The following is a 7541-nucleotide window of genomic DNA, read 5'->3' as shown; positions in this document are numbered from 1 at the left end:
GATCAACAGGCATTCACGATGTGTTTTGCCATGGATTATGAAAAGGGAGCCGATCATACAATCGATCAACCTAAAGAATATGATTTCTGGCGTAATTTTATTCCTGCTATGCAACCGCCGTGGCCGGGAAAATTACTCAGTCTGAGCTATTCCCAACCGTCTACCTTACAACCGGTGACCCTTGGATTTCACCCTGAAGGAATCCCTACAGGCAATGTCTTGAATCTTTGGAATTACCGCAGGATCATTGACAGGAAAAATTTCAGGCAAGGCGCTTACCCGGGAGATATCACTATTGTCAACTGGCCGCAGAATGATTATGTGCTCGGGAATCTTGACGGGTCCGAAAAAGAGTTCAACCGGCATGTCGACCGGGCAAAACAGTTAAGCCTCTCGTTGTTTTACTGGCTGCAGACAGAGGTGCCCCGTCCCGATGGAGGACAGGGCTGGCCGGGATTACGTTTACGTCCCGATATCATGGGGACGGAAGACGGATTGGCCAAATATCCGTATGTCCGCGAATCAAGGCGTGCGGAAACCCTGTTTACCGTATTGGAAGAACATGTAGGCAAAGAAAATAGGGCGCTTGTTTCCGGAAAGGACAAAGCGGCTGATTTTTATGACAGCGTGGGCGTAGGTTATTACCATATCGACCTGCATCCCAGTAGCCGGGGAAACAATTATATCGATTTCCCGTCATTGCCTTTTCAGATACCACTTGGCGCTTTGTTACCGCATACCATCGATAATTTATTGCCGGCCAATAAAAACATCGGTACCACACATATTACCAACGGTTGTTACCGTTTACACCCGGTAGAGTGGGGTATTGGTGAGGCCGTAGGGATGCTGGTACATTATGCCCTGCAAAAAAAGACCGTTCCGCGGAATATCCGTGAACGGAAAGATCTACTGGAAGATTTCCAGAATTTAATACGGTCGCAGGGGATAGAGACCCGGTGGCCGGATAAATAAGTAATAGAGAATGGAAAACTTAGCGACAGCGGTCTCATGAACATAGTGAATAATTGAAAATGGAGAATGAAATACCAAATTAATTATCAATATTTGATCATCAATTATATAATGTACCGGAACCTTAAATTTAAATAATATAAAACTCTCATGAGCGAAACCCGTCAAAGTGTATGAATCGAAATGTAAGTTAATAATTTACACCATAGTAAATGAAAAAATAATTCTCAACTTTCAATTCTCAATTCTCAATTTTTTTACATATGAAAACACTGAATTTATTTGTTTTACTGGTAGCATGGGCTGTAATTGGTTCATCCTGTACTTCAAAATCCGGTTATGACTGGAAGCTGGGTGCGCAATCATATACTTTCCACCGGTTTAGCTTTGTGGAGACCCTGGATAAACTGCAATCCCTTGGATTGAATTATGTCGAAGTCTATTACGGGCAAAGGCTGGGTCAGGGATTCGGAGACCAGACCATGGACTATAAGATGGATAAAGAAGTGCAGAAGAAGGTCCTTGAGCTGTCCAAATCGAAGAACGTGAAAATTATTGCCAGCGGGGTAGTGATCTGTAATGATGAAGCGGAATGGACCCAGCTGTTTGAATTTGCCGGGTCGATGGGGATCGAAATCATCACCTGCGAGCCCAATCCAGAACATATGGATATTGTGGAAAAACTGGCTGAACAACATAAGATCGATGTGGCGATCCATAATCATCCGCAACCCTCCCATTACTGGAGTCCTGATCTGTTGATGAAAGCTCTGGAAGGAAGAAGCAAAAGAATGGGTGTATGTGCTGATGTCGGACATTGGAAGCGCGAAGGAATTGATCCCGTTAAAGCCCTGCAACAGGTCGGTAACCGCCTGAAGTCTCTTCATTTCAAAGATATCAAGGCCCCGGAAGAAGGAGAAGCGGAACAGCATGATGTTATCTGGGGAACTGGTATCTGCAATGTGGCAGATATGTTGGAAGTGCTGAAAAACAATAAATTCAAAGGACTAATGTCTATTGAATACGAGTATAACTGGGATAATTCGGTACCGGATATCCGGAAATGTATTCAATACCTGGATGAGCAAACTAAATAGATTCAAGATTTAAAATTCAAGATTCAAAATTGAATAAAAACGAAAATCTTGAACCTTGAATTTTGAACTTTAAATATATACACATGAAAAACAAAGAAAATATAGCTTACGTGATCTTTCTTTCGGCAGTGGCCGCATTAGGAGGATTTTTGTTCGGATATGATACGGCAGTGATATCCGGAACGATCAAAAGTGTATCCATCCAGTTCGGATTAGACGAAGTAAAAACCGGGTGGTATGTTGGCTGTGCATTGATCGGTTCGATCTTTGGTGTTGCTATGGCCGGACGAATGAGCGACCGGTTGGGACGCAGGCCTGTACTGTTCCTTTCGGCTATTTTATTTTCATTGTCCGCTATCGGGTGCATGTTCTCTGCCAGTTATTTGCAGTTGGTGGTATACCGTATCATAGGAGGTATAGGTATCGGTGTGGCATCGATTATCTCGCCCCTGTATATTTCTGAAATTGCTGTGGCCAAATATCGCGGAACATTGGTTTCGTTATACCAGTTGGCCATAACAGTTGGCTTTTTAGGGGCATACCTTGTCAACTATGCCATACTCGACCATGCATTGAGTGTCTCCATAATAGACGGAACGCTCTGGGATAAAATATTCATTGATGAATACTGGAGAGCCATGTTGGGTATGGAGACGGTTCCTGCACTACTGTTCTTTATCGTTCTGTTCTTTATTCCGGAAAGTCCCAGGTGGCTGGTGATAAAAGGTAAAGAATCTGATGCTTTGCAGATCATGTCGCGTACTTATGGTGAAGAAAATGCATCCGGGCAGGTACGGGAATTGAAGAGGGTGATTTCAAGTGAGATAAAATCAGACTGGAAATTATTGTTCCAACCCAGGTTCCGTCTGGCACTGATCATTGGCGTATGTCTGGCCATACTCGGCCAATTCATGGGTGTTAATGCCGTATTGTATTACGGACCTTCCATTTTTGAACAGACCGGATTATCGGAAGGAGATTCCCTCCTGTACCAGGTAGTGGTGGGCGCTGTGAATGTCGGCGCTACCCTGATCGGTATGTGGCTGATCGACCGCATAGGGCGTAAAAAGCTGGTTTATTGGGGTGTTTCGGGAATGATCATATCGTTATTCCTGATCGGTATGTATTTTACACTCAATAAGCAGGGTATGATGTTACCTCCCGTTTCCTTACTGATCCTGATCATTATTTATATTTTCAGTTGTGCTATATCTATCTGTATGGTAATCTGGGTGTTGTTGTCGGAAATGTATCCGGCACGGGTACGCGGGGCGGCCATGTCTATCGCCGGATTCTCCTTGTGGATCGGGACTTTCCTGATCGGTCAGTTGACACCCTGGCTGATGAAAAACCTGTCCCCTGCAGGGGTATTCTGGTTGTTCGGCATCATGTGTATCCCGTACATACTGATCGTATGGAAACTGGTTCCTGAAACTACCGGTAAATCGCTGGAAGAGATAGAAAAAAACTGGAAAGAAAAGGAGTAAAAGGGGCTGTTCAAAAGTCCAAAATAACGGCTTAGCCTTTAGCTCGACGAAGTCAATTACATATGAATTCGACGTAAGCAATGTTCATCGAAATACCGTAAGTGATTGATTCTTCATTCTTTTTATTCCCTTCGGTCATGAGAACGGCTTTGCCTAAGTTGATGCCGCAAAAAGAATCAAAAACGGCTTGACGCTAAGAACTCGGTTACTCCCTCCGGTCGTGAGGGCTTCGCCGTTCGCCTAACGGCTTTGCTCAGACAGCTTAGCGTCGGTAAGGTGCCTGCAGCAATTATTTACGGGCAAAATTGCCCGGCCACATTGCGCATGGAAAGTGATATTATGCTTATTTGGTGCATAATTAATCTTTATCCTTAGGTAACAGGTTAATTACAAGTTAAGCCGAACGCAAGTTTTTGTAAAACAAGCTCGGTTCCGCTCTAAAAATAGCTTTTAGATGAACTTTTTTAATCAACAAGGAATTTGGAATTTAAGGTCGTTCCGGAGGCCCATGTGTCATTACCGGTTCTTGTACTCCTCGAATTTTTTAAGGATGTTACGGCGGATGGTTTCAGATGACATATTGCGCAGGAATTCTTTTGAAAAAGCACAATATGACATAAATTCTATCAACTCTTCATCTTCCAGTCCTGTAAGCCTGGATACGATGGTTCCGTTGTATTTTTCCATAATAATGGACTGATCGTCCGAGCCTTCCGTAATTTTTCGATAATGCCTTTTCCGTTTTTCTTCCTTGCTGAAACGCTTGTAGAAAAATGAGATCGGACTAATTTCTGTCGGAAGGAGGTTGAACCCTCCTTGATTCGGCAGTGGTGACCGGGAAATCTCATATCTGGATGGTACAGGTATGTCAAAATTTACCTTTATCACTTCGGCTTCACTCAATGTGTAAGTGGTATGTTTTAGCCGGATAACCCGGTCGTTGGTGTACATAGAATCAGCTACAGCCATACTTAGTTTTTCAAAACCAATGGAACTGAAAGTGAGACTGTCGCCTATTTCTGCAGTGATCCTGAAAAAACCGTTCTGGTCGCCCACGGTTCCAATACGTTGTGTCTTGTTGATGATATGACAGTTGGGAACACCTACACCGGTGCTGTCTGCAATAATCTGTGAATGAAAAGAATATTGATGACTTATTTCCTGGGATCTACCCGTCAGGCAAACCAACAGCATAAAAAATGGTATGAAGATACGAACGGCCAATATTATAAAGGTTATGAAGAAATATATATAACGGAGAAATGGATCATTTTGTTTTACTATTCATTGTTATATCTTTTTGTTTGTTATATCCTTTTGTTTTTAAAATTTCAATTGCTTTGTCAAATTCCTTGATAGTTAATCCACTATAAAAAACAGGTTCGTAAATAAGTTTCAACATCTCTTTGTAATCAGGTTTAAATGAAATATTGCCCAGTGTATCAAGTTTCAAGATATCATCAGCATTATTACTATCAAACCCCAATAATTTGTATATGGAATTGAATATGAGTCTATTTATTTTTTGAGCATCCTGTATCCTATAAGTAGCTTTAATTTCACCTTTGAGTCGTCTTGGAAACATCATGTTATCAGTAATCATTTGTCTCTCCACTGTGGTATTTCTCTTGTTATTGTATTCATAACAAATATTAATACCCGGGACTTCGTGGGCAATATTATCTGCAAATACTAATTGAAAATAATTACTTACAGAATTGAAAAGGGTTACAACGTTTCTGCAAAATACAGAGTCTTCTTGAGAAAAATCACCTTTTAAGCTAATGTGTATTTCTGATGGACATTTAATCAATATACTGTCATGAAAACATTTTTCACGAATATATTCAAGGAGATGCAATTGAATATTATTAGCTAAAACATAGTCTGCTATTTTTTGAGGAGCATTAATGTGATGAAGTACGTCACCAAAGTCCTTTTCAAACTGTAATCTTGAATATTGGGAGGTAATTGAGGTTTCATATAGGAGTGTGAGCACACCTTTATCAACAACACTAAGACTTGGCACCAAAATACCCCCTTCAAAAAAGGCACTATTGGGATAATGAAAACTATCACCAATTATACCCAAACATTGAGTTAGTTCCTCTAAGATAATAGCATGTCTAAGCTTAGTACTATCTGTCTTGCCGAGTCTTTTGTACCTTTTTGCATTATTGGCAAATCCTACTACCGCCGATTCAATATAAGGATTACCCCTAAAAACTCCCATTCCAACAAATGGCTCATAATCATCAATTTGAATATTTATTTTTTCTTCTAAATAGGGATAGTCGCCAAAGTAAACGAATAAATTTGCTAAGGAACTATCGGAAGTCAAATACATATTGATGGGCAATAGCGAATCCAATTGAGAAATAATAGTTTTTATATTCGTCATGTCGTTCGTAGAAAAATTCCCAGATACGTATGCGTATATGTCTTTATCCCATTTGTTAACTTTATCTATTTTTCCGGTATTGTCTTGAAAAAAAACGGTTTCGTAAAAGTAATTAATAACTTCCGTAGAATATTTCTGCTTCAAATCCTGAATATTTGAATGACAGCCTTCTATTAAGAATATAATTATTGTCAAACATGTAATTTTCAATGCATTTTGATTACGTTGTGCAATGATAAGTTTAATCAAGAAAACTATTTTTAACATTTTAGTCAATTTTTTCATAAATCTCATAAGAAGTTGTTTAAATTTAACATTCTAATTTTAAGATGACGAATTAAATTAAATGCTTGGCTTCCTTTCTATCAGGGCTTTAAAGCCTTTGTGTCCCTTTTATCAGATAATAAATGTTCCATCAATAAAACAATGATCACGCCCATAACAAAACCATTTCCACAAATGGGACGGATTAAGGCCGGTATTTCCATCATTACTTCTCCGGGAATAAATGAGATCAACAGTGCTGCCATGACAGGCAGGCCGATGATGGCTCCGTCTTCGAAATGCCGAACCGCATGATTGGTCGTTATCATTTGCATTCCGGCGGAAAATTGTGAAACCATGACATAAAGCATCACCGTTCCCATGACCAGGTCGGGAATACTCAATAGCATTTTCACAAGATCAGGGAAAAACGAGCATATAATTAAAAGGATTGCGGTAGGAACAAATGGAAAACGGGAGGCTCCCCGGGTGGAAGAAATGATTCCGACACTTGAAGAATAATCAATGGAACCGATTACACCCATTGATCCGGATAAAATGTTCGATAAACCTGTGATGGCTACTCCCCATTTATTCCGTTTCTTCATATCGGGTGCATGTAACATCTGGCCAACGGCTTGTATGGAGCTTACCTCATTGATGATAAGGGCCACTGAACAAAATAAGAAGGAAAGCGTAACGCCCCAATCAAATTGAAAGCCAATGAACAGGGAATCAGGACTACTATTGGTAGAGATCATTCCGGTATCAGGAAGGCCGTCATACCAATATACCAATAAACTTCCGGCAAGGATCCCCCATATCAGCGTGGTTGATTTCCAGGCTCCTTTCAGTATTTTATTGACAAATACCAGAATCAGAGGTATTAGCAGGATAAATGCAAGATTAAAAGCAGTATTACGGTCATTGGCAAAGCCTAATTTAAGAATGGTAGGAGCCAATGTGACGGGAATTAACAGCATGATTACCGAAATGACCCGCGGGGTAAAAATCTTGCGGAAATGAGTCAATAATCCACTAACTGCAATTACGGTAATGAATACTCCACCGATCAGAATACCTGTATAGATAGCTGATATGTCGGAAGCTGCAGAAGCGAGTATCCCGATCAGTAAAACAGATGCAGGGCCGACTACCAGGGGAAGCCGGTGGCCGAAGAAGATCTGTGCCATCAAGGTAATTCCCAGGATACAACATAATTTTTGCATATAAAAAACCTGGGCGGCAACATCCTCCCCAAAATGAAGCTTTGCCACTACAAGCCCCATGATAATGATGGATGGAGCTGTTACGATC

General features: G+C 40.8%; 6 protein-coding genes. 3 read left to right on the top strand and 3 right to left on the bottom strand.

Features of this window, described 5'->3' with window-relative positions; translation table 11 throughout:
* From LBQ60_21650 to LBQ60_21640, 3 genes are all read left to right on the top strand, one after another.
* A partial coding sequence (locus LBQ60_21650; GenBank protein ID MDR2040530.1) for an FAD-dependent oxidoreductase occupies positions 1-975 on the top strand: 975 nt, incomplete at its 5' end.
* Positions 976-1238: 263 nt separating this feature from the next.
* On the top strand, positions 1239-2072 hold the full coding sequence (locus LBQ60_21645; protein MDR2040529.1) for a sugar phosphate isomerase/epimerase: 834 nt from the start codon (positions 1239-1241) through the stop codon (positions 2070-2072).
* Between the two features lie 83 nt (positions 2073-2155).
* Positions 2156-3559, top strand: a complete 1404-nt coding sequence (locus LBQ60_21640; GenBank protein MDR2040528.1) for a sugar porter family MFS transporter — start codon at positions 2156-2158, stop codon at positions 3557-3559.
* Between the two features lie 516 nt (positions 3560-4075).
* Here LBQ60_21640 and LBQ60_21635 read toward each other — a convergent pair.
* The 3 genes from LBQ60_21635 to LBQ60_21625 all read right to left on the bottom strand — a co-directional run.
* Positions 4076-4753: a hypothetical protein gene (locus LBQ60_21635; GenBank protein ID MDR2040527.1), complete on the bottom strand. Its 678-nt coding sequence runs from the start codon at positions 4751-4753 to the stop codon at positions 4076-4078.
* Between the two features lie 73 nt (positions 4754-4826).
* On the bottom strand, positions 4827-6227 hold the full coding sequence (locus LBQ60_21630) for a hypothetical protein (protein MDR2040526.1): 1401 nt from the start codon (positions 6225-6227) through the stop codon (positions 4827-4829).
* Between the two features lie 98 nt (positions 6228-6325).
* Positions 6326-7541, bottom strand: a 1216-nt coding sequence (locus tag LBQ60_21625; GenBank protein MDR2040525.1) for a purine/pyrimidine permease, incomplete at its 5' end; no start/stop codon positions are given.

The organism is Bacteroidales bacterium, from assembly GCA_031275285.1.
GTDB lineage: Bacteria > Bacteroidota > Bacteroidia > Bacteroidales > UBA4181 > JAIRLS01.
Note: the sequence above shows the minus strand (reverse complement) of the source record. Positions and strands in the feature narration are given on the sequence as shown.